Raw genomic sequence first — 18,188 nt, 5'->3', positions numbered from 1 at the left:
TCGCGAACCGGAGCCTTGTCCATGCTGCACTATCCCGCTGCCCCGCCTTCCGACCCCGTCGATGACGACGTCGATGCGCCTGCCGAGGCCTTCCTGCCGCGCTATCTGGCGCGCATCGGCTATGCCGGGCCGGTGGCGCCGACGCTGGAGGTGCTGGCCGCATTGCAGGCCGCGCATATCGCGGCGATCCCGTTCGAGGCGATCGATGCGCTGACGGGCGCGGGGATCGACATCGGCGCGCCGGCGGTCGATGCCAAGCTGATCGGCCAGCGGCGCGGCGGCTATTGTTTCGAACAGAACAGCCTGTTCCTCCGCGCGCTGCTCGCCATCGGCTTCGACGCCGAGGGGCTGCTGGGCCGGGTGCGCTGGATGCTGCCCGACGATGCCCCACCGACGCCGCGCACGCACATGGTCGTCCGGGTCCGGCTGGGCGGCCGCCCCTGGCTCGCCGATGTCGGGTTCGGCGCGGCGGTGCCGCCGCGGCCGCTGGCGATGGACAGCGAAGAGCCGCAGCCGACGCGGCACGAAAGCTACCGCGTCGTGCGGCAGGGCGACGCGTGGCAGGTCGCCGCGTCGATCGAGGGTGCATGGCGGACGCTGTACCGGCTGGACCATGTCGCGCCGCCCGCGATCGATTACGAGCTGGGCAACTGGTATACCTCGGCGCATCCCGACTCGCATTTCCGCCACCAGCTGATCGCGGCGCGCACAACCGCGGAGGCGCGTTATGGCCTGCGCGACAACCGCCTGACGGTGCGGCTGATCGACGGGCGTATCGATCGCCGCTACCTGTCCGCCGACGAGATCGAACGCGCCTTGGCGGAGATTTTCCTGTTGCCGGTACGGCCGCATTGGCGGTCCGTGATCGAGCGCGCCGCGACCGCGGAGATCGTCGGCTAGTCGCAGCGCGGCTTGACTCGCCGTCGCCCTCGTCTTCTCATGCTCCGACAAGAAAATAGCAGGAGCGGAATGCCATGGCCCTTGTTGCATCGCAGCGGGTTTTCGAGCGCCTGAAGGTCGCACCGTTGACGCCGTCGATCGGCGCCGAGATTTCGGGGATCGATCTCGCCGAGGAGCAGGACGAGGCGGTGATCGCCGAAATTCGGGCTGCGCTGCTCGCGTATAAGGTGATCTTCTTTCGCGACCAGTTCATCACGCCCGAACAGCATATCGCCTTTGCGCGGCGTTTCGGCCCGCTCGAAATCCACCCCGCGACACCCAAGGACCAGCCCAATCCCGAGGTGCTGCATATCGCGCACGGACCCGATTCGCGCGGGCGCGAGAATGAATGGCATTCGGATGTCACGTGGCGCGCCGAACCATCGCTCGGGTCGATCCTGCGCGCGATCGAGGTGCCCGCGGTCGGGGGCGACACGCTGTTCGCCGACATGGCGGCGGCGTTCCGCGCCCTGTCGCCCGCGATGCAGGACTGGTGCCGCTCGCTGAGTGCGGTGCACGATATCGCGCGGGTCTTTGCGCGAAGGCTGGGCAAGAGCATCGAGGAATTGCACGAGCAATATCCGCCGCAGCTCCACCCGGTGGTGCGCACGCATCCCGAAACGGGCGAGCAGGCGCTCTATGTCAACACGGCCTTCACCAGCCATATCGAGGGCGTGTCGGCAAAGGAGAGCGAATGGTTGCTCGCGCATCTTTACGCGCAGGCGGCCGTGCCCGAAATCCAGTGCCGTTTTCGCTGGCGCGCGGGTTCGATCGCCTTCTGGGACAATCGCGCCGGGCAGCATTATGCGGCGTCGGACTATTTCCCCGCGGTGCGGCGCATGGAGCGGGTGACGATCGCGGGCGACCGGCCCTTCTATCGCGACGAACGCTGAGGGAATGGCGGCCGATCCCAAGCCCGTGCTGCTGTCGGGCGGCAATCCACAGATTCCGAAAGGCTATGGCGACGCGCCGGTGCAGGCCTATATCGCGGCGATGCCGGGGTGGAAGTCCGGCGTCTGGCGGCGGCTCGACACGCTGATCGAAAAGAATGTTCCGGGGGTTGCGAAGGCGGTTAAATGGAATTCGCCGCTTTATGGCCCGCCGGGGCAGGGCGCCGAGCCGACGCACTGGTTCCTCAGCATCCATTGCTTCGACCGCTATATCAAGGTCGCTTTCTTTCGCGGTCAGTCGCTCGACCCGGTTCCGCCGGTCGCGTCGAAGAGCGGCGACACGCGTTATTTCCATATCCATGAGGACGATAATGTCGACGCGGCGGCGTTCGCCGACTGGGTGAAACAGGCCGCGGCGCTGCCCGGCGAGAAGATGTGAGGAGCGGGATATGGCATCGGAGCTGATCGACGCGAAAATTGCCGGGCTAGGCGACTGGCGCGGGGCGACGCTCGCCAAGCTGCGCGCGTTGATCCATGCCGCCGATCCGGAGGTCGAAGAGACGGTGAAGTGGCAGAAGCCGACGAATCCGGCGGGTGTGCCGGTGTGGGAACATGCCGGCATCCTCTGCACCGGCGAAACCTATAAGGACAAGGTCAAGCTGACCTTTGCCAAGGGCGCGGCGCTCGCCGATCCCGCGAAGCTGTTCAATTCGAGCCTCGACGGCAACACGCGGCGCGCGATCGACCTGTTCGAGGGTGACGGCGTCGACGAGGCGGCGTTCAAGGCGCTGGTGCGCGCGGCGGTCGAGGCGAACCTCGAGAAGCCGGCGCGGGCAAAAAGGACCTAGTCGCAGCCCATGCCGTCCGCGCGTGCGGCCCAGCCGATCGCGCCGTCGACCATGCGGAGATGGACGCGGTCAGCCCACGCCTCGGCCTTGTGTCCGAGCGCGGAATAGAAGACGCGCGCGCGGCCCTCGCAGCGCCACCAGACGAGCGCGTGCTCGCCCATCTGCAGCTTGGGTTCGAGGCGCATTTTCGTTTCGTCGAGCCGCACCAGAATATGCGCATCGGCGGCGGGCGGCGCGTCCCAGCTGTAATATTCATCGGTCCACGGCCAGATCGCGGACAGGTGGCGCGTCGCGGGGTGGCTACGGTCCGCGGCGATAAGATTGCTGGTCTGGAACTGGTCGGCACCGCCCGGGTGGCCGGTGAAATTGCCGTTGCCGCGCATCTTCACGAACCAGCCCGGATGGCTGCCGTCGCCCGCGCTGTGGAGGCCGACGAAGCCGCCGCCCTTCGCGATCCATGCCTGAAATGCCGCGCGCTGGTCGGTCGTATAGATGTCGCCGCTGGCATTGGCGAAGACGATGACGTCGAATTTGGCGAGTTGTTCGGGGTTGAACACCGCGGCATTTTCGGTGGCAAAGCTGCTCCAGCCGCGCGCCTTCACAAGACGCTCGATCGCCGGCACCGCCTCGGCAATGCTGTCGTGGCGATAGCCGTTGGTCTTGCTGACGATCAGCACCGCGGGGCGCGTCAACGGTGGCAGTTCGGGCGGTACGCTGTCGAAGCTGGGGGCCGGGCGGCGCGGGTCGGGCGCGGGCGGTGCCGCCGTTTGCGCGGCGAGCAGAAGCGCCGCCGAAGCCGCGAAGAGGAGCTTCATTTCGTTGCCGCGCGCGGGCGCGGGAGTGCGGCGCCGTTCACCATCGGCGGGGCATAGGGGCGAACGGTCCCGGTAAAGATGCCCGCAGCGATCGCGGGGTCGGCGGCGAGGATCGCCTCGGCCGCGGCCTGGTCGGGCGCGCGCAGCAGGACGAGGCCCGAATCGGTCCCGACCGGCCCTGCCGTGGCGATACGGCCTTCGCGGAACAGCGCCATCCAATAGTCGAAATGGGGCCGCAGTCCCTGTTCGGAAAAGGGGCGCCCGGGTTTCCATGCCCGACCCGGTGCCAGCGCGAGCGCAAAGAGCGGCGCGGCGGCCGCCTCGGTCGCCGGCGTTGCCGCTGGGGTGCTGCCCCGCTTCATGTGCCACATCGCATTGACGATGACCCAGCGTTCGCCGAATTTACCCATGTGGAAATAGTCGACGAACCACGGCGTTTCGACGCGCACCGCCGCCGCGTCGCCCGCGACGTCGAGGATCCTGCACGCGCGGTCCCACTCGGCCTTCGGGGTCTTGAGCGCGCCGCGCTTCGTCAGGTCGACCAGCTCCTCGCGGCTCATGCGTTGCAGCCCCAGCCGTTCGTCGGGGGTGTCGCCGAGCACGCGGCGCTTCGCGAGGTCGGGGTGCAGCGCGCGCTTGACGCGTTCGGGATCGCCCTCGAGCTGGCCGTCGACATAGTCGAAGCAGGTCGCCTCGATCGCGGCGAGATCGGCGGCGGGGGTGGCAGGGGCGGGCGTTGCGGCCGCGGCGGCGAGGGTGAGCAGGGTCGTCAGCATGGCGGCGGCTCCGGTTGTCGGTTCGGGTGGCGCAGCCTAGCGCGATTTTCCGGTTAGTCGATGATCGGCGCGCCTTCGACCTGCAGCCGGGCAAGATTGTCCTTCATCGCCTGCAATATTTCGGGCGCGTGCGGGGTCCAGCTTTCGACCTCGCCGACGATGCGCAGCGGGAAACGCGACCGATAGCTTCGCGTCGGGTTGCCGGGGAATTTCTTGTCGGTGAGGTTGGGATCGTCGAACCAGTCGCCGGTCGGCTCGACGATATAGATGCGCTCGCGGCCGTCGCCCGCGGCGAGCTCGCAGCCCCAGATCGCCGACTCCAGTGCGGCGGAGAAATAGATCCACGACATCGGCGCGGCCTGGTAATTGCTGCCCCGGCCGGCGACGAGCAGGTCGCCGATGGCAAGGTCGGCGCGCGTGCCGTGATAGAAGGTCGCACCCGCATCGGGGCCGGTGGGGGCAGCGTCGGTCATCGGCGTCAATATTCGTTGCGTTCGCTGCGCAGCACCGCCTTGCCGTCCTTCCAGTTCACCTCGGCGGCGGGTTCGTCGGCCTTGCCGGGCGCGAAGAGTTCATAGACGACCATCCCGTCCTCCTGCGTGCTTTCGATGACGCGCGCCGGGGTGAAGGCGTCGGCCGCGGCGGCGGCGGCGCGCACCGGGGCGGGCGCGTCGGCCCAGGCGATGTCGCGCTGCATCTCGACGACGCGATATTTTCCGGCTTCCTCGATCAGGTCGAGCTCGACTTCGCTGCCATCGGGGCGCGTTCCCTCGACATCATAGAAGATCTTGCCGCCGCGTTCCTTGCGCTCGGCCTCGGCGATTGTCATGCCGGGGACCTTGGCGAGCACCGCGTCGCGCACGCCGGGCGGCAGGTCGGCCGCAGCGACCTTGCTGATGTCGGCGGCGGGGCCGTCGGCGAGCACCGACTTTTCGGGCGCCGCGGCAGGCGCCTCGGCCTTGCCGCATCCGGCGAGCGCCAGCGCTGCGCACGTCATCAGTCCACCCGTCAGCCAAGCCTGTCCACGCATCGTCACTCTCCCGTAGCGGTAACCGTTGTCATCCTATCGGGGCCAGGCAGACGAGTCGAGCCCCGCGTGCGTCGTGCACGCGCGTTTGCGGCGGGACGTTTTCGTTTGACCACCGGCCGCCACCATGATGCTCTGGCGCCGGGTCGGTGAGGGGGATTTATGACGGATACGCGTCCGGTGTTCGCGGCGTGGCATCGCGCCGACCGAGCGTTTTTCCTGAGCTTCATCGCGATGTCCTGGCTGGGCGTCGCGATGGGCTTTGCGCCGCAGATCGCCAAGCGCTTCGGCGGCACCGCCGACTATCCCGCGCCCGCGATGCTGGAAATCCATGTCTGGGCTTTTTTCGCGTGGATGGCGATCCTGACCGTGCAGGCGCTGCTGATCGGCGCGCGGCGGCACGATCTGCACCGGCTGCTGGGGCTGAGCATCGTCATACTCGTCCCGGTGATGACGGTGTCGGCGATCGCCGCCGAAATCCACAGCCAGCGTTTCTACGCGCCGCGCGATCCCGAAAATGCGCGCTTCTTTGCGCTGCCGCTGACGTCGATGATCCTGTTCGCGGGTACCGCGACGCTGGCCTTTGTGAAGCGCGGCTACCCCGCGGCGCATAAAAGGCTGATCCTGCTCGCAACCGCGGTGATCCTGTCGGCGGCGTTCGGGCGCTGGTGGGGCGAGCCGATCGGCATGACGCTGGGCGACGGCTATGGGGGCATCATCCTCGGCAATTGGGCGGGGACGATCGCGCTGATCGTGGCGGCGGCGCTGTTCGACATTGCGACGCGCGGGCGGGTGCACCCGGTGCTGCTGTGGGGCGGCGGCGCCTATGCGCTGGCGTTCGCGGCGGCGGCGGTCGCCTATCACAGCGACTGGTGGCCGGCATGGGTGCGCGGGGCGCTGGGGCTGGCGGCGGCGGCATAGGTTCCTGCTTGCCTGTTCGCGGCGGGCTGATAGGCAGGGCATGGGTCGATGGAGGAACTATGTTTCGATCGATCCGTGCGCCGATGGCGGCGCTTACCCTCGCGCTTACCCTTTCCACCCCTGCTTTCGCCCAGACCGGCGCCACCGTCGCCGCGGTCAAGGGGCTGCCCGCGACCGAGTGGGAGGCGGGTTATGCGAAACCGCTCGACGATGCCGCGGTCGCGTCGCCCGAGATTTTCCGCCTGCTCACTGAATGGGCGCCGGTAAAGGACCCGAAGAACCCCGCGCTGTACCGCAAATATATCGGCGAGGACGAGGCGAAGCTGGTGATCCGCCACCTCCGCCGCGACGGAAAGCTCGATGCGGGCGAGATCGACCTGCTCGAGGAATTCGCCTTTCCCAAGGACCGCGTCGTCCAGCTCACCCGCCTCGGCGCCGACGGCAAGCCCGACGATAGGGGGGACGGGGCGAGCAAGACCGCGGTGACGACGCCGCCGGGGATGATGCAGAGCTTTGCGCGCGAGCTGGTCGCGATGTGGCAGACCGAGTGGGAAAAGCCCGACGCGGCGGGCTGGCCCACGCTCGTCGGCATTTATGCGCGCGATCCGAAAAAGGCCGAACTGCTGCACAAGCGCGTGCGCGCGGCGGGACAGGCGATGCTGACCGCGAAGTGGCAGGCGTCGAACGCGGGCAATCGCTGGGCGCCGTTCCGCGACACGATCCGCCTGTACAGCGATGCGACCTTGAAGCTGCCGCAGCCGCAATGGCCGCGAGGGAAGCAGTTGCTGTACGATGCCGCGGCGGACACCGACCGCCATTATGGCGACGCGATCCAGGATTTTCTCTACAACTGGCTGAAACCTGCGGGCTGACGCCTATTCGCGATCGTCTGACGGGTCGAGCCGCACCGTCCACGCCGGATGCCCTGCCTCGCTCCGCTCGATGTCGTGGCTGGGGACCATGTCGTCGCCGGTCTCGATCCAGCCGCGCCCGTCGCATTTGGGGCAGGCATGGCGGATCGAGCGATGGCTGACGAGGTCGATCTGGGTGTTCCACTGGCCGTAACCGGCACAGACCGGGCACAGCGCGTCGAGACTACCGCTGCGGTGGCGCCGCGAAATGCCGTCGAGCGCGTGCGGGTCGCCGGGGCCGGTGCAATGGACGATCTTCGAGGGGTGCGACATGGGAAAATCCTTTCGCGCGCTAATCCCGGCCCGGCCGGAACATCGGGGTCAGGACCGGCGAGCTTTGGGTGCGGATCTCGCCGATGATGTCGAAGCCGAAGCGCCGGTAGAGCGGGATGTTGCGCGGGTTCGAGCTTTCGAGATAGGCGGCGCGGCCGTCGGCGTCGATCACCGCGATCGCCGCCTCCATCAGCGCGGTACCGAGCCCGCGGCCCTGATGCGCGGGATCGGCGGCGATCAGCGGCAGGTACCAGACGGGCTCGGCGGGGTGAAAGCGGTCCATCTGTTCGACGAGCTCGTCCATTTCGGCCTTGCGGTGCGCGGGCGTCTGTTCGTCCATGATCGCGGCCATGACCTCGCCGTCGGGCTCGACCCCCGGCGCCAGCCAGGTCGCGACCGCGGCGCCGTCGTCGGCGACGAACGCCGTGCCATGATCGAACGCCGCGCCGCCGAAGGCGCCGAAAAATTCGTGGCGGCGGTCCATATAGGTCGCGGCGTCGGGCGAGGCCCAGCGCGCCACCGGGTCGGCGGCAAAGCCGAGCACGAGCGTGTGGAGCAGCCGCGCTCTGTCCGCGGGTGTGCCGATCGTGATCGTCGCCATGGCTGCTCTCCTCTCTCGTGCCGCCCGTTGTCGTGCCCGCGCCGCGCTCAGCCGCCGGGCGGTGTCAGCGCCCAGCGGCCGTGCTCGATATGCGTCGTCTTGCCGACAACGCTTTCCATCAGCAATATTTCCCGCACCGTCCATGCGATCGGCGGCAGCTTCAGCGCGCCGAATGTCTGCGAACCCAGCCGGTCGCCGCGATAGTTGATCGTGATGTGCGGTTCGGGGGTGGTGCCGTCCATGATCGGCGCCTTTTCGCGCAGCAGATGGTTGACCAGCGCCTTCTGGAAGGCCCGCGCCTCGGCCAGCGGATCGCGCGTACGCAGCGTCACCGCCTTGCGGTTCTCGATCCGGTCGAAGCGGAGCGGGAAGGGCGCCGCGGCGAAGCCGTCGAGCGCGGCGATGGTCGCGGGCAGCCACTCGGGCGGCGCATAATGGAGGTCGTAGAGCGAGATGAGCGTGACATGGAGCAGGTCGGGCCCGCGCGCGGGATCGTTGCGCGGCAGCGCGGCGATCGCCGCCTGCACCTCGGGCGGCGGCTTGGCCATGACGTAGAGGGGGTTCCGGGGGCGCATGGGTGGAGTGTAGCATGGTGTAGGGGTGATGCCGATTTGTTTGGCCCGGATGCGGCTAGAGGCGTCAGTTGGACGACAATAGCCCTGCGCGGGAACTGGCTATGCGCGGTTAGTAGAGATGGAGCGGCAGTCGTGGCCGTTGTCGGCCTAACCCTTTAGCGGTTTATCTTCAGCGCGGGCGATATCGACGTAGACATAGTCGCAGAATTTCGCTTGGATCACTTGTTGCAGGATATGGAGGTTTGCGTGGTCGTAGCGGGTAAGCTCACAAATAATTCGGAAGAATCTGATGTGTCAGGATTGCTTTCTGGAGACTCTGTCTTCTCGATCCCATACTTTCAGCGCCCCTACAAATGGAAAAAGGCACGCCTCGACCAATTTGAAGCAGACCTGTTGGCGCTTGTCGACGATGAGAGCTTAACTCATTTCTTGGGCGCGGTTATCATTCATGGTCGTCGAAGCTCACCCTCTGACCCAACTCTATATGAGGTGATTGACGGCCAGCAAAGAATTACGACGATTTACCTCTACTTGTCGGCCGGGCTCAAGACACTTTCCGACAATGGCATGGTGGATGAAGCCGTGTCTCTCTTCCAAAAATACTTGGCAATAGGAAGAATGGTTAAGCTCGAATCAAATTTCAAGCTTCACTCATGTAAAGAAGACAGGAAACAGCTCAATTTTCTTATGGAAGATTTGCAAAGGAACTCCGATTTTGCGGTAAAGATTGGGTCGTTCAAGCCAACAAAGCTTAGCCCCACCGGATGGGAAAGCGGTGCTCTGTCGAAGAATTATTTGGCGGCAAAGAGATTTTTTAAAGATCAAGTAGATAATTACGGGACTGAAAGAGTTTCAGACGTGCTGAATGCTCTTCTGGAAAGGATGAGCGTAGTTCAAATAGACGTTGTCGATCCAACCAATGGACCAAAGATATTTGACAGTCTAAATTCTAGGCAAGAGCCAATGACTGTTGGCGATCTCGTGAGAAATGAAATATTTTCTCGCGTATCGGATCTGGGATCCGAAAAAATAGATTACGTCGACACACATGCTTGGCAGCCATTTTATGAAAGATTCAAAATAAATCAAACGACTACACTATTTGAAGCGTATTTTTTCCCATTCGGCCTCATCCAGAATCCAAATTTGAACAAGTCTCAGGTATATGGATATCTACGGAAGGAATGGGAAAAGCACAATGATCCTGCAGAAATTATAGAAAAGCTGGCTTCGTTTCAGGACGCCTTCCTGGATTTGATGACCGGATCCAATCTGCAGAATTTGCCGAAAGATGCCGCCGCTGCCATTAGGCGATTTAAGGATTTCGGTTTCCCAGCCTCCGCTCTGCCATTTTTGATGCAGCTGGCGAAAGCAATGGCTGACGGAAGTGTCGAGATTCACAACGGCATCGAAATATTGGGCCGCATAGAGGCTTTCCTCATTAGGCGAGCGCTATGCGGAATTGAGCCGACGGGCCTGCATGCCGTGTTCAGGCGGCTTTGGGAGGACACAAAAAGCGATCGAACACCTGAATCGGTGGTCGCCAAAATTAGAGAGCGGTCCACCGTAACGTGGCCCGACGACGATCTGGTTGCCCGTTCAATTAGAACGAGGGCTCTTTACGGCTCTTCGGTGGCATCCTTTGTAATCCGTCAGCATGATGAAGCCCTAGGTGGCGATGTTCCAGCAAATATCCCATGGATTGAGCACGTATTGCCTCGAAACCCAGATCATTCGTGGGATGAAAAGTTCGATACTGAGCAGCGGTCAAAACTAACAAACTTATGGGCCAATTTGATCCCTCTATCCGCGGAAATGAACGGAGAGCTAAAGAATACAAGCTACACAATTAAGCGGTCCGAGTATCAAGCGGACGCGATGTTTAAATCGGCACGCCAGTTTGCGAGCAAATATGCCGACTGGACGCCAGACCTGCTCAAAGCGAGATCTGACGAACTCGTCGAATGGGCTCTGAGCCGATGGCCAGGCTAATCGCAGGTGGAGCTGGCGATTTGTCAATCATGCTCCCGGCCACCCGCTCCCATATACAACTCGCGCCCGGTTTCCTCATAAACCTCGCTCATTTTCGCCATGCCCTTTTCGGCCTCTTCGGTGGCGATGAAGCCGGCGCTGTCCTGATTTTGCAGCTTGGCGAAGTCGCGGACTTCCTGGCTGATCTTCATCGAGCAGAATTTGGGGCCGCACATGCTGCAGAAATGCGCCGACTTGGCGCCCTCGGCGGGGAGGGTCTGGTCGTGATATTGCTCGGCGGTGTCGGGGTCGAGCGACAGGTTGAACTGGTCGCGCCAGCGGAATTCGAAGCGCGCTTTCGATAGCGCGTCGTCGCGGACCTGCGCGGCGGGGTGGCCCTTGGCGAGGTCGGCGGCGTGCGCGGCGAGCTTGTAGGTGACGACGCCGACCTTCACATCGTCGCGGTCGGGCAGGCCCAGATGCTCCTTGGGCGTGACGTAGCAAAGCATCGCGGTGCCGTACCAGCCGATCTGCGCGGCGCCGATGCCGCTGGTGATATGGTCGTACCCCGGCGCGATGTCGGTGGTGAGCGGTCCCAAGGTGTAGAAGGGCGCCTCGCCGCACGCTTCGAGTTGCTTGTCCATATTCTCCTTGATCTTGTGCATCGGGACGTGGCCCGGCCCCTCGATCATCACCTGCACATCCTGCGCCCAGGCGCGCTTGGTGAGCTCGCCGAGCGTGTAGAGCTCGGCGAACTGCGCCTCGTCGTTCGCGTCATAGATGCTGCCGGGGCGGAGGCCGTCGCCGAGGCTGTAGGCGACGTCATAGGCCTTCATGATCTCGGTAATCTCGTCGAAGCGTTCGTAGAGGAAGCTTTCCTTGTGATGCGCGAGGCACCATTTCGCCATGATGCTGCCGCCGCGCGACACGATGCCGGTCATGCGCTTTGCCGCGAGCGGGACGTAGGGCAGCCGGACGCCGGCGTGGATGGTGAAATAGTCGACTCCTTGCTCCGCCTGTTCGATCAGCGTGTCGGCGAAGATTTCCCACGTCAGGTCCTCGGCAATGCCGCCGACCTTTTCGAGCGCCTGATAGATGGGGACGGTGCCGATCGGGACGGGCGAGTTGCGGATGATCCATTCGCGCGTGTCGTGGATGTTGCGCCCGGTCGACAGGTCCATGACGGTGTCGGCGCCCCAGCGGATCGACCAGACCATCTTGTCGACCTCGCTCGCGACGTCGGATGCGACCGCGCTGTTGCCGATATTGGCGTTGATCTTGACGAGGAAGTTGCGGCCGATCGCCATCGGCTCGGATTCGGGGTGGTTGATGTTGCTGGGGATGATCGCGCGGCCGCGCGCCACTTCGTCGCGGACGAATTCGGGGGTGACATAATCGGGGATGCTGGCGCCCCAGTCCTGCCCGTCGCGCTTATACTCGGCGAGGCGCGCGCGGCCGAGATTCTCGCGCTCGGCGACATATTCCATCTCGGGCGTGATGATGCCGCGGCGGGCATAATGCATCTGGCTGACGTTGGCGCCGGGCTTGGCGCGGAGGACCTGCTTCTTGACGTTGGGGAAGGCGGGGACGCCGCCGCTGCGGTCGGGGCCGAGCTGGCCGTTGTCCTCGGGGCGGACCTCGCGCTGCGCGACTTCCTGAACATCGCCGCGGCCGCGGATCCAGTCGCGGCGGAGTTCGGCGAGGCCGGCGTTGATGTCGATGGTCGCGTTCGCGTCGGTGTAGGGACCGCTGGTGTCATAGACGCGGACGGGGGGCTCGCCGCTGTGCGGGTCGAGGTCGATCTCGCGCATCGCGACGCGGATGCCGCTGCCGGTCTGCGTCGCGACATGGATCTTGCGGCTGCCGCGGATCGGGCCGGTCGTCACCCCGATGGGGGCGGTATTTTCGAATTTCGCGTCGATGTCGGCCATGTGCAGTCGCTCCAATTGTTCGGAGCGAGAATGGGGATTCCGCGTATGGAATACCGACCCTCCCTCCGCCGGTATTACCCGGATCAGGTTCAACGGGTCGCGGTCTATTCCGCTCTCAACCGGCCATCACAGACGCGGCTCCCCGGGGATGGTGCGCTTATAGGCGGCGGGCGCGCGAAGGGGAAGGGGGTCAGTCGAGAAAGGGGCCGCGCGCGCGGGTGCGCGCGGCGGTGGCGGTGACCCCGGCGAGGGCGCGAAAGTCGCGCGCCATATGCGCCTGATCGGCATAGCCCTGCGTCGCGGCGTGGCCCGCGAGGCTGGCTTCGCCGGGGAGGGTTTCGAAGCTCGCCTGGAAACGGCGGAGGCGTAGCCAGGCCCGCGGCGGCATGCCAACGTGGCGGGCGAACCAGCGCTGGAGCGTACGCGGCGGCATCGCGGTCGCTTCGCCCATCGCGGCGACGGTCGGGGCGGCGAGGATGGCGGCGCCGATGGCGTTGAGGCCGGGCTCGTCGGCGAGCCGCGCTTCGATGGTATCGAGGGCGGGCGCGTCCCATGCGGCCCAGCGGCCGTGCAGCCCGGCAAGCGCGATCATGCCGATCGCTTCCCACGCCCACGGCCAGAGGCGGAGCGCCTCGAACGCGCCGTCGCCGCTGATCTCGAACGGTTGCGGGCGGGCGACGAGGCCGACGACGAAGCTCGCGGGCTGGTCGCCGTCCCAGCGCGAGCGGCCGCAGGTGCGGCGGATGATTTCGACGCAGCCGTCGGGGGTCGCCTGCTGCGGCAGCCATTCGGACGCGGCGCCCTTGGCCGAGAGCGTCCAGCGCGTCTTGACCAGCCCGGCGAGATGCGGCGGTGGCGGGGTCTCGCGATAGTCCATCTTGCGCGTTAGACGATGATTGTCGTGTCGGTTCAAGACGGCGCGCGAGCACTCTGTCAGAGGGCGCGCGACAGGAGGCGGATATGAAGGCAATTTTCGCGATGGCCGCGGCAGCGGTGCTGACGGCGGCGAGCCCGGCGGCGACGGTCGACGATCTGGCGTGGATGGCGGGACAGTGGATCCGCGAGGAGGGCGAGCGCTGGACCGAGGAGAGCTGGACCGGCCCACGCGGCGGCGTGATGCTGGGGCATAGCAGATCGGGGCGCGGTGACAGTTTGCGCGAGTTCGAGTTTCTGCGGATCGCGGCGGGCGCCGATGGCACGCCCGCCTATATCGCGCAGCCCGGCGGCGGCGCGCCGGTCGCGTTCCAGCTGGTCCGGCGCGAGGATATGCGCGCGATATTCGAGAACGCCGCGCACGATTATCCGCAGCGCATCGAATATGTCCGCGACGGCGACACGATGACGGCGACGATTTCGGCGATCGACGGGTCGAAGCCGATGCGCTGGACCTTTCGTCGCCGCTGACGCGCCGCTAACAGGGCGGATGAAGAGGAGCGATGGTGGCGAAGACGGGGCGGCTGTTTGCGATCATCGACGGCTTGCGGCGGCGGCGGCGGCCGGTGACGGCGGAGGTGCTGGCCGAGGAACAGGGCGTGTCGGTGCGCACGCTCTATCGCGACATCCAGGCGCTGATCGCGCTCGGCGCGCCGATCGAGGGCGAGGCGGGGGTCGGCTATGTGCTGCGGCAGGGCTTTTTCCTGCCGCCCCTGATGTTCACCGCCGAAGAGCTGGAGGCGCTGGTGCTCGGCGCGCGCTGGGTCGAGGGGCGGCAGGACGGGGCGCTGTCACGCGCCGCAGGGCTGGCGCTCGCGAAGATCGCGGCGGCGAGTCCCGACGATTTGAAGCAGCGGATCGACGAGTCGGGGCTGTGGCCGGTGAACAGCCGCTGGCGCGAGAGCAATGCGCCGTTGCTTGCCGTCGTGCGCGATGCGATGCGGGCGGAGAAGGTGCTGCACATCGACTATGCCGACGAAAAGGGCGCGGCCACCGAACGCGCGATCTGGCCCGCCGCGCTCGCCTATTTCGAGGACAAGCAGATCATCGCGGCCTGGTGCCTGCTGCGGCAGGATTTCCGCAGTTTTCGCATCGACCGCATCGCCGCGGCGCGGATCGGCAGCGAGGGCTTCGGTCGCCGCCGCGCGGTGCTGATGGCCGACTGGTGGCGGCAGAACGGATTGGATGCGGCCTCCTGACAATATCTGTCAGGGGGGTGGGCTATCCCCTTCGGGTGAGGGGCGCAGCGCGCGCCGCCCGACCGGAGGATGAAAAATGCTGAAGACCCACCATGGTTCGTGCCACTGCGGCGCCGTCAAATTCGAGGCCGATATCGATCTCGATGCCGGGACGGGCAAATGCAATTGCTCGATCTGCACCAAGAAACGCAATTGGAGCGCGCAGATCAAGCCCGAGGCCTTTCGCCTGCTGACCGATCCCGCGGCGCTCGAGGAATATGTGTTCGGATCGGGGAGCGCGCATCATGTCTTTTGCAAGACGTGCGGCGTTTCCGCCTTTGGCCATGGCTATGTCGAGGAGATCGGCGGCGCCTATTATTCGGTGTCGATCGCGTGCCTCGACGACCTGACCCCCGCCGAAATGGCGGCGCTGCCGGTCCAGCATATGGACGGCGCGGGCAACAATTGGTGGAACCCGCCCGAAGTGACCGCGCATATGTAGGTCAGGCGGTGCGGCGCGCCAGATAAACGCCGGCGACCATCAGCGCGATCCCTGCGACGCGCTTCAGGTCGATCGCCGAGCGGATCGCGCCGAACAGGCCGAAATGGTCGATCGTCGCGGCGCTGATCAGCTGGCCGACGAGCACGAAGAAGATCGCGTAAAAGGCCATGAACGCGCCGCCGAAATAGAAATGCGCCGGAATGCCGGACGACAGCCGCACCTGCCCGAGCGTCCCCGTCGCGATCGCGCCGGTGACCGCGATGAGCAGGCCGAGGGTGAAGAGGATCACCGACGCCGCCATCGGGCTTTCGAGCCGCGCACCAAGCCCGCCGTTCAGCGCGGCGAGGATCGGGATGCCGACCCCGGTCAGGAACATGATCGTGGCAAAGGCGGGGGCGGCGTTGTTCGCGGTCATCGCTGGGTCTCCTTGGCGGCCTGCGCGGCGCGATAGTCGAGGACGGGCAATCCGCCCAACCCCCAATTGGCAGCCTCGACCTCGTCGATCGTCACGACGGTGGTCGCGGGATTCTTGCCGAGCACGCGCTGGAGCAGTTCGGTGACGCCGCCAATCAGCTCGGCCTTCTGTTCGGCGGTCGCGCCTTCGCGGGTGATGCGGATGTTGACATAGGGCATCAATTCGCTCCTTCGGCGGGCCAGCCCGGCATGTCGGGGAAAGCGGGGAGCGCGGCGATGCGGCGCGTCCAGCCATGGATTGCCGGCCAGTCGGCGAGGCCGATTCCCGCGTCCGCCATCAGCGCGAGATAGGGGCTTGCCGCAAGGTCGGCGACGGTGAGCCGGTCACCGACGAGCCAGTCGCGGTCCGCCAGATGCGCCTCGATCACGGGCAGGAAGCGCGCGGTGACGGCGGCGGCATGGCCCTCCGGGATCGCGAGACCGAACCGGCGGGCGAGGCGGAGCGCCGCGGGGCCGTTCGCAATCTCGTTCGCCGCGTGCGAGAGCCAGAGCGCGATTTCGCCGCGTTCCTCCGGGGTGTCGCCGTCCCATATGCCGGGGCGATGGCGCGCGGCGAGGTAGGCGAGGATCGCCTGGCTGTCGCGCAGGGTGAAATCGCCGTCGACGAACAGCGGGATCTGGCGCATCGGGGTCAGCGCCGCGAAGGCGTCCGACTGGCGCGCCGCGGCGTCGGTTGGCCGCTCGTCCCACGGCAGGCCCAGGAAGGCGAGCGCCATGCGGACCTTGTGCGTGTTGCCCGACAGGGGCGAGCCATAGAGAGTGATCATCGGGCGTCTCCGGAAGAGGCGGCGCGCAAGGCGGCGATCTCGGCGCGCAGCTGGTTGATCTCGGCCGCCATCGGGCGGACCGCGGCGGAAATTTCGGCTTCGGTGAAGCGCGGGGTGATGTGCTGCGAACAATTCCATTCCCAGCCGATGACATCGACGAAGAAGGCGCGCTCGGGCGTCGCGCGATAGCCGTCGGGCATCAGCGCGGTGACCGCCGCGGGATCGTCGGCGAGCTCGACGATCGTCGCATGGCCGACGAGCTTCAGCCGGTCGCGGTTCGGATAGTCCATCAGGAACAGCGAGACGCGATCGTCGTCCGCCAGATTGGCGGTGCTGATATATTGGCGGTTGCCGCGATAGTCGGCGAAGCCGATGCGGTTGCCCGCGATGTGGCGCAGGAAACCCGCAGGGCCGCCGCGATGCTGCATATAAGGCCAGCCGTCGGCGGTGACGCTCGCCATGTAGAAGCTGTCGCGCTGCGCGATATAATCCACTTCCTTGGCGGTCAGCGCGTCGGGCGTGCCGTCGGCGGCGGCGTCCATCTTGAGGTAGGCGGCGCGCGAGCCATGGCGTTCCTGCACCGCCTTCACCGCGTCGCTGAACATGATGTGCCGGTAATTTTGCGCCATGGCCGTTTCCCTTCGGAGGGCGATCTAGGGCGTTGCGCCGTTCGTGATAATGGGCGAAGATCGAACGAGTTAATTCCGGGAACTGGAATAATCATGGACCGGTTGCTCACGCTCGAAATGTTCGTCGCGGTCGCGAGCGAGGGCGGGTTCGCCGCGGCGGCGCGCAAGCTCGGCAGCTCACCGCCCGCGGTGACGCGCGGCATCGCGGCGCTCGAGGCACGGCTGGGAACAACGCTGTTTCACCGCTCGACGCGCGCGGTGGCGCTGACCGATGCGGGGACGGCGTTTCTCGACCAGGCGCGGCGCATCCTCGCCGAGCTGGCGGGCGCCGAGCGCGAATTGCGCGGCGCTGCGGCCGAGCCGCGCGGGCAGCTCCACCTGACCGCGCCGGTGATGTTCGGTCGGCTGCATGTCCTGCCCGTCGTCGGCGACCTGATGGCGCAGCACCGCGACCTCATGGTGCGGATGATGCTGATCGATCGCAATGTCCGCATCGTCGAGGAAGGGATCGACGTCGCGGTACGCGTCGGCCCGCTGGCCGATTCGGGGCTGAAGGCGGTGCGCGTCGGCGCGGTGCGGCAGATGCTCGTCGCGAGCCCGGCCTATCTCGCGCGGCGCGGGGCGCCGGCGACGGTCGCCGACCTCGCGGAACACGAGCTGATCGGGACGATGGGACCGCGCTGGACGAGCGAATGGCAGTTCGCGACCGGACGGTGGCGGCTCGACGCGCCGCCGCGGCTTGTCGTCAACACCGTCGACGGGGTGCTGGCGGCCGCCGAAGCGGGGCTCGGGATCGCGAACCTGCTGAGTTACCAGCTTGCCGAGGCGGTCGACGCGGGGCGGCTGATTTCGCTGCTCGCGGACGAGCAGCCGCCCGCGCTGCCGGTGCACCTGCTGTTCGAGCCCTCACGCGCCGCGCTGCCCGCGGTGCGGTTGTTTATCGATGCGATGAAGGTGCGGTTGCGGATGGCCGGATTGGGATAGGGGCGATTTTGGTGTGGGAAGCTGCCACACCCAATATTCGTCATCCCCGCGAAAGCGGGGACCCAGAGCGTGCGTAAGCTGATCCCACACTGGGTTCCCGCTTTCGCGGGAATGACGAAGTTATAAGAACCGAGAGTCCGCAACCGGTCGAGAGCGGACTTCGGCTAGAGCGCCGTTTTTGCCGCCCTTGCCTTCGCTTTCCTTTGCATAAACGCAACTGGAGCAGCAATCACAAGAGCACCG

The 18,188-nt window shown here is 65.9% G+C and carries 24 protein-coding genes and 1 riboswitch; of the genes, 11 read left to right on the top strand and 13 right to left on the bottom strand.

What is annotated here, in order from left to right; translation table 11 throughout:
• Window positions 1–21 precede the first annotated feature (21 nt).
• The 4 genes from VGN62_RS11215 (at window position 22) to VGN62_RS11200 (ending at window position 2,677) form a co-directional block, all read left to right on the top strand.
• A complete protein-coding gene (locus VGN62_RS11215) occupies window positions 22–900 on the top strand; it encodes an arylamine N-acetyltransferase (protein ID WP_327453785.1) in 879 nt (292 codons plus the stop codon).
• Window positions 901–974: 74 nt separating this feature from the next.
• Window positions 975–1,832 carry a TauD/TfdA dioxygenase family protein gene (locus VGN62_RS11210; RefSeq protein ID WP_327453783.1) on the top strand — a complete coding sequence of 286 codons (858 nt, stop codon included), beginning with the start codon at window positions 975–977 and terminating at the stop codon, window positions 1,830–1,832.
• Between the two features lie 4 nt (window positions 1,833–1,836).
• Window positions 1,837–2,268 carry a DUF1801 domain-containing protein gene (locus VGN62_RS11205; RefSeq protein WP_327453781.1) on the top strand — a complete coding sequence of 144 codons (432 nt, stop codon included), beginning with the start codon at window positions 1,837–1,839 and terminating at the stop codon, window positions 2,266–2,268.
• Window positions 2,269–2,278: 10 nt separating this feature from the next.
• Window positions 2,279–2,677 carry a DUF1801 domain-containing protein gene (locus tag VGN62_RS11200; protein WP_327453779.1) on the top strand — a complete coding sequence of 133 codons (399 nt, stop codon included), beginning with the start codon at window positions 2,279–2,281 and terminating at the stop codon, window positions 2,675–2,677.
• On the opposite strand, the gene VGN62_RS11195 is transcribed toward VGN62_RS11200, so the two are convergent.
• Genes VGN62_RS11195 through VGN62_RS11180 form a run of 4 tightly spaced genes read right to left on the bottom strand, consistent with a single transcriptional unit; the run spans window position 2,674 to window position 5,298 of the window.
• Window positions 2,674–3,492, bottom strand: coding sequence for a ThuA domain-containing protein (locus VGN62_RS11195; RefSeq protein WP_327453777.1), 819 nt, complete (start codon window positions 3,490–3,492; stop codon window positions 2,674–2,676). The two genes, VGN62_RS11200 and VGN62_RS11195, sit on opposite strands and share 4 nt — an antisense overlap.
• The gene (locus VGN62_RS11190) at window positions 3,489–4,268 is read right to left on the bottom strand and encodes a nuclear transport factor 2 family protein (protein WP_327453775.1); all 780 of its coding nucleotides are present in this window, start codon (window positions 4,266–4,268) and stop codon (window positions 3,489–3,491) included. The genes VGN62_RS11195 and VGN62_RS11190 overlap by 4 nt, the downstream gene beginning before the upstream one ends.
• Before the next feature lie 53 nt (window positions 4,269–4,321).
• Complete coding sequence (gene arr, locus VGN62_RS11185; RefSeq protein WP_327453773.1) at window positions 4,322–4,741, bottom strand: NAD(+)--rifampin ADP-ribosyltransferase; 420 nt, start codon at window positions 4,739–4,741, stop codon at window positions 4,322–4,324.
• A gap of 5 nt (window positions 4,742–4,746) precedes the next feature.
• On the bottom strand, window positions 4,747–5,298 hold the full coding sequence (locus VGN62_RS11180; RefSeq protein WP_327453771.1) for a hypothetical protein: 552 nt from the start codon (window positions 5,296–5,298) through the stop codon (window positions 4,747–4,749).
• A 159-nt stretch (window positions 5,299–5,457) separates the two neighbouring features.
• Here VGN62_RS11180 and VGN62_RS11175 point away from each other — a divergent pair, with 159 nt between their 5' ends.
• Entirely contained in the window at window positions 5,458–6,216 is a 759-nt protein-coding gene (locus tag VGN62_RS11175; protein WP_327453769.1) for a hypothetical protein, read from the top strand.
• Window positions 6,217–6,275: 59 nt separating this feature from the next.
• On the top strand, window positions 6,276–7,088 hold the full coding sequence (locus VGN62_RS11170) for a hypothetical protein (protein ID WP_327453767.1): 813 nt from the start codon (window positions 6,276–6,278) through the stop codon (window positions 7,086–7,088).
• Between the two features lie 3 nt (window positions 7,089–7,091).
• On the opposite strand, the gene VGN62_RS11165 is transcribed toward VGN62_RS11170, so the two are convergent.
• From VGN62_RS11165 to VGN62_RS11155, 3 genes are read right to left on the bottom strand one after another with little or no spacing between them, the layout of a single operon-like run.
• Window positions 7,092–7,400, bottom strand: a complete 309-nt coding sequence (locus tag VGN62_RS11165; RefSeq protein WP_327453766.1) for a hypothetical protein — start codon at window positions 7,398–7,400, stop codon at window positions 7,092–7,094.
• 19 nt (window positions 7,401–7,419) lie between these two features.
• A complete protein-coding gene (locus VGN62_RS11160) occupies window positions 7,420–8,001 on the bottom strand; it encodes an N-acetyltransferase (protein ID WP_327453765.1) in 582 nt (193 codons plus the stop codon).
• A gap of 47 nt (window positions 8,002–8,048) precedes the next feature.
• On the bottom strand, window positions 8,049–8,549 hold the full coding sequence (locus VGN62_RS11155) for a 2'-5' RNA ligase family protein (protein WP_327453763.1): 501 nt from the start codon (window positions 8,547–8,549) through the stop codon (window positions 8,049–8,051).
• A gap of 240 nt (window positions 8,550–8,789) precedes the next feature.
• Between VGN62_RS11155 and VGN62_RS11150 the strand changes: the two genes are divergently transcribed.
• Window positions 8,790–10,568: a DUF262 domain-containing HNH endonuclease family protein gene (locus tag VGN62_RS11150; RefSeq protein WP_327453761.1), complete on the top strand. Its 1,779-nt coding sequence runs from the start codon at window positions 8,790–8,792 to the stop codon at window positions 10,566–10,568.
• A 23-nt stretch (window positions 10,569–10,591) separates the two neighbouring features.
• On the opposite strand, the gene thiC is transcribed toward VGN62_RS11150, so the two are convergent.
• Both thiC and VGN62_RS11140 read right to left on the bottom strand, forming a co-directional pair.
• On the bottom strand, window positions 10,592–12,478 hold the full coding sequence (gene thiC / locus VGN62_RS11145) for a phosphomethylpyrimidine synthase ThiC (RefSeq protein WP_327453759.1): 1,887 nt from the start codon (window positions 12,476–12,478) through the stop codon (window positions 10,592–10,594).
• Between the two features lie 43 nt (window positions 12,479–12,521).
• Window positions 12,522–12,633: riboswitch (TPP riboswitch) on the bottom strand.
• Window positions 12,634–12,668: 35 nt separating this feature from the next.
• Window positions 12,669–13,355 (bottom strand): helix-turn-helix domain-containing protein, encoded by a 687-nt coding sequence (locus tag VGN62_RS11140; RefSeq protein WP_327453757.1) that lies wholly within the window; start codon window positions 13,353–13,355, stop codon window positions 12,669–12,671.
• Between the two features lie 83 nt (window positions 13,356–13,438).
• Between VGN62_RS11140 and VGN62_RS11135 the strand changes: the two genes are divergently transcribed.
• The 3 genes from VGN62_RS11135 (at window position 13,439) to VGN62_RS11125 (ending at window position 15,091) form a co-directional block, all read left to right on the top strand.
• Window positions 13,439–13,882: a DUF6265 family protein gene (locus VGN62_RS11135; protein WP_327453755.1), complete on the top strand. Its 444-nt coding sequence runs from the start codon at window positions 13,439–13,441 to the stop codon at window positions 13,880–13,882.
• Between the two features lie 32 nt (window positions 13,883–13,914).
• Window positions 13,915–14,610 (top strand): YafY family protein, encoded by a 696-nt coding sequence (locus tag VGN62_RS11130; RefSeq protein ID WP_327453753.1) that lies wholly within the window; start codon window positions 13,915–13,917, stop codon window positions 14,608–14,610.
• Between the two features lie 76 nt (window positions 14,611–14,686).
• On the top strand, window positions 14,687–15,091 hold the full coding sequence (locus tag VGN62_RS11125) for a GFA family protein (RefSeq protein WP_327453751.1): 405 nt from the start codon (window positions 14,687–14,689) through the stop codon (window positions 15,089–15,091).
• 1 nt (window position 15,092) lies between these two features.
• On the opposite strand, the gene VGN62_RS11120 is transcribed toward VGN62_RS11125, so the two are convergent.
• Genes VGN62_RS11120 through VGN62_RS11105 form a run of 4 tightly spaced genes read right to left on the bottom strand, consistent with a single transcriptional unit; the run spans window position 15,093 to window position 16,961 of the window.
• Complete coding sequence (locus VGN62_RS11120; RefSeq protein ID WP_327453748.1) at window positions 15,093–15,506, bottom strand: DMT family transporter; 414 nt, start codon at window positions 15,504–15,506, stop codon at window positions 15,093–15,095.
• Complete coding sequence (locus tag VGN62_RS11115) at window positions 15,503–15,724, bottom strand: 4-oxalocrotonate tautomerase family protein (protein WP_327453746.1); 222 nt, start codon at window positions 15,722–15,724, stop codon at window positions 15,503–15,505. The genes VGN62_RS11120 and VGN62_RS11115 overlap by 4 nt, the downstream gene beginning before the upstream one ends.
• On the bottom strand, window positions 15,724–16,332 hold the full coding sequence (locus tag VGN62_RS11110) for a glutathione S-transferase family protein (RefSeq protein ID WP_327453744.1): 609 nt from the start codon (window positions 16,330–16,332) through the stop codon (window positions 15,724–15,726). Before VGN62_RS11110 ends, VGN62_RS11115 begins: the two co-directional genes overlap by 1 nt.
• Window positions 16,329–16,961, bottom strand: coding sequence for a pyridoxamine 5'-phosphate oxidase family protein (locus VGN62_RS11105; protein WP_327453742.1), 633 nt, complete (start codon window positions 16,959–16,961; stop codon window positions 16,329–16,331). The genes VGN62_RS11110 and VGN62_RS11105 overlap by 4 nt, the downstream gene beginning before the upstream one ends.
• Before the next feature lie 93 nt (window positions 16,962–17,054).
• On the opposite strand from VGN62_RS11105, the gene VGN62_RS11100 reads away from it, so the two are divergent.
• Window positions 17,055–17,945: a LysR family transcriptional regulator gene (locus VGN62_RS11100; protein ID WP_327453740.1), complete on the top strand. Its 891-nt coding sequence runs from the start codon at window positions 17,055–17,057 to the stop codon at window positions 17,943–17,945.
• Window positions 17,946–18,188 lie beyond the last annotated feature (243 nt).

Source organism: Sphingopyxis sp. (assembly GCF_035998905.1).
Classification (GTDB): Bacteria; Pseudomonadota; Alphaproteobacteria; order Sphingomonadales; family Sphingomonadaceae; genus Sphingopyxis.
Note: the sequence above shows the minus strand (reverse complement) of the source record. Positions and strands in the feature narration are given on the sequence as shown.

Coding starts and splice junctions, on each gene's coding strand:
- VGN62_RS11215 (WP_327453785.1), top strand. CDS start 22: ATGCTGCACTATCCCGCTGCCCCGCCTTCCGACCCCGTCGATGACGAC.
- VGN62_RS11210 (WP_327453783.1), top strand. CDS start 975: ATGGCCCTTGTTGCATCGCAGCGGGTTTTCGAGCGCCTGAAGGTCGCA.
- VGN62_RS11205 (WP_327453781.1), top strand. CDS start 1,837: ATGGCGGCCGATCCCAAGCCCGTGCTGCTGTCGGGCGGCAATCCACAG.
- VGN62_RS11200 (WP_327453779.1), top strand. CDS start 2,279: ATGGCATCGGAGCTGATCGACGCGAAAATTGCCGGGCTAGGCGACTGG.
- VGN62_RS11195 (WP_327453777.1), bottom strand. CDS start 3,492: ATGAAGCTCCTCTTCGCGGCTTCGGCGGCGCTTCTGCTCGCCGCGCAA.
- VGN62_RS11190 (WP_327453775.1), bottom strand. CDS start 4,268: ATGCTGACGACCCTGCTCACCCTCGCCGCCGCGGCCGCAACGCCCGCC.
- arr (WP_327453773.1), bottom strand. CDS start 4,741: ATGACCGACGCTGCCCCCACCGGCCCCGATGCGGGTGCGACCTTCTAT.
- VGN62_RS11180 (WP_327453771.1), bottom strand. CDS start 5,298: ATGCGTGGACAGGCTTGGCTGACGGGTGGACTGATGACGTGCGCAGCG.
- VGN62_RS11175 (WP_327453769.1), top strand. CDS start 5,458: ATGACGGATACGCGTCCGGTGTTCGCGGCGTGGCATCGCGCCGACCGA.
- VGN62_RS11170 (WP_327453767.1), top strand. CDS start 6,276: ATGTTTCGATCGATCCGTGCGCCGATGGCGGCGCTTACCCTCGCGCTT.
- VGN62_RS11165 (WP_327453766.1), bottom strand. CDS start 7,400: ATGTCGCACCCCTCGAAGATCGTCCATTGCACCGGCCCCGGCGACCCG.
- VGN62_RS11160 (WP_327453765.1), bottom strand. CDS start 8,001: ATGGCGACGATCACGATCGGCACACCCGCGGACAGAGCGCGGCTGCTC.
- VGN62_RS11155 (WP_327453763.1), bottom strand. CDS start 8,549: ATGGCCAAGCCGCCGCCCGAGGTGCAGGCGGCGATCGCCGCGCTGCCG.
- thiC (WP_327453759.1), bottom strand. CDS start 12,478: ATGGCCGACATCGACGCGAAATTCGAAAATACCGCCCCCATCGGGGTG.
- VGN62_RS11140 (WP_327453757.1), bottom strand. CDS start 13,355: ATGGACTATCGCGAGACCCCGCCACCGCCGCATCTCGCCGGGCTGGTC.
- VGN62_RS11135 (WP_327453755.1), top strand. CDS start 13,439: ATGAAGGCAATTTTCGCGATGGCCGCGGCAGCGGTGCTGACGGCGGCG.
- VGN62_RS11130 (WP_327453753.1), top strand. CDS start 13,915: ATGGTGGCGAAGACGGGGCGGCTGTTTGCGATCATCGACGGCTTGCGG.
- VGN62_RS11125 (WP_327453751.1), top strand. CDS start 14,687: ATGCTGAAGACCCACCATGGTTCGTGCCACTGCGGCGCCGTCAAATTC.
- VGN62_RS11120 (WP_327453748.1), bottom strand. CDS start 15,506: ATGACCGCGAACAACGCCGCCCCCGCCTTTGCCACGATCATGTTCCTG.
- VGN62_RS11115 (WP_327453746.1), bottom strand. CDS start 15,724: ATGCCCTATGTCAACATCCGCATCACCCGCGAAGGCGCGACCGCCGAA.
- VGN62_RS11110 (WP_327453744.1), bottom strand. CDS start 16,332: ATGATCACTCTCTATGGCTCGCCCCTGTCGGGCAACACGCACAAGGTC.
- VGN62_RS11105 (WP_327453742.1), bottom strand. CDS start 16,961: ATGGCGCAAAATTACCGGCACATCATGTTCAGCGACGCGGTGAAGGCG.
- VGN62_RS11100 (WP_327453740.1), top strand. CDS start 17,055: ATGGACCGGTTGCTCACGCTCGAAATGTTCGTCGCGGTCGCGAGCGAG.